This is a genomic window from Cupriavidus sp. FW305-46 (genome assembly GCF_058787075.1).
This window is the reverse complement of sequence record NZ_JBYSZI010000136.1, coordinates 1-1,263: the sequence shown is the minus strand read 5'-3', so window position 1 is coordinate 1,263 and position 1,263 is coordinate 1. Positions and strand designations below refer to the sequence as shown.

Annotated in this window: 2 protein-coding genes; one reads left to right on the top strand and one right to left on the bottom strand. The window is 70.6% G+C overall.

The features are described 5' to 3' along the window. On the top strand, positions 1 to 738 hold a 738-nt coding region (locus AC3WON_RS31085; RefSeq protein ID WP_492344992.1), incomplete at its 5' end, for a uracil-DNA glycosylase. Positions 739 to 742: 4 nt separating this feature from the next. Here the strand turns inward: AC3WON_RS31085 and AC3WON_RS31080 are convergent. Beyond that, a complete protein-coding gene (locus tag AC3WON_RS31080; protein ID WP_010809896.1) occupies positions 743 to 1,021 on the bottom strand; it encodes an acylphosphatase in 279 nt (92 codons plus the stop codon). Positions 1,022 to 1,263 lie beyond the last annotated feature (242 nt).

Here is a 1,263-nt window from a genome sequence, read left to right as displayed (position 1 = left end):
CCCGGCGAACCGTCCCCTGCCGCCAGCCTGCAGGCCCAGGCCGACGCCCTGCCCGCCGCCTGGCGCACCTTGATGGATCCGTGCATCCGCGTGCCGGCGTGGCAGGACCTGGCCGCCTTTGTCGACGGCGAACGTGCCGCCGGCAAGCCGGTATTCCCGCACCATGTCTTCCACGCGCTGCACCTGACCCCGCCCGACGCGGTCAAGGTGGTGATCCTGGGCCAGGACCCCTACCACGGCACCGGCACGGTCGGCGGCGTTGAGCTGCCGCAGGCGCACGGGCTGGCGTTCTCGGTGCCGGAAGGCATCAAGGTGCCACCCAGCCTGCGCAACATCTTCAAGGAAATCGCCGCCGAGTTCGGCGCCAACGGCAACGGCGCGCCGCGCACCTCCGGCAACCTGGAAGGCTGGGCGCGCCAGGGCGTGCTGCTGCTCAACACCGTGCTGACGGTGGAACAGGGCCAGGCCGCCAGCCATGCGCGGCGAGGCTGGGAAGCCGTCACCGATTGCCTGATCCAGAACCTCGCCGCCAGCCGCCCGAGTCTTGTGTTCATGCTGTGGGGCAGCCACGCGCAGGCCAAGAAGCCGTTGCTGGGCGCCGGCCACTGCGTGCTGGAAGCGCCGCATCCGTCGCCGCTGTCGGCGCACCGGGGCTTCCTGGGCTGCGGGCACTTCCGCGAGGCCAACCGCTGGCTGGAAGCGAACGGCCGCACGCCGGTCGACTGGACCGCGGCCTAGTCCGTCAGATCGTCGGCCGGAATTCGAAACCGGCAAACTCCCCTTCCCCAGGCCCGACCTCGACCAGCGTCACCTGCGCGGCCGGCGGGCCCTGTTCCATCCACGCCTGCAGGGCTTCGAGCTGCCTGACCGTGCCGTGCGCCATCACCTCGACGGTGCCGTCGAGCCGGTTGCGCACCCAGCCGCCAAGCTCAAGGTCGTCCGCCGCGTCGGCGCAGGCGGCGCGGTAGCCCACGCCTTGCACGCGCCCATGCGCGACCAGGCGCCAGGTTTCCTTCTTCATGGCTTTTCCCTTTGGGCGCACGCCGGCAGCGTGCACGATCTGTCATCCACACCAAGTAAACTAGACCGCCATGCCGGGCGTTACAAAGGGATGCGCGCCGCCCGGCGTGAAGCCGGCGGCATGCGGGCTTTGCCATTGTCCACCGGGGCCGCGAATCAGGGCTGGGCCACAAGCCTTGCCATCCAAGCTCGATACAGCCCGAGAAGCGCCCATGATGCCACCCGCCGACCGCCGCGCGGCCC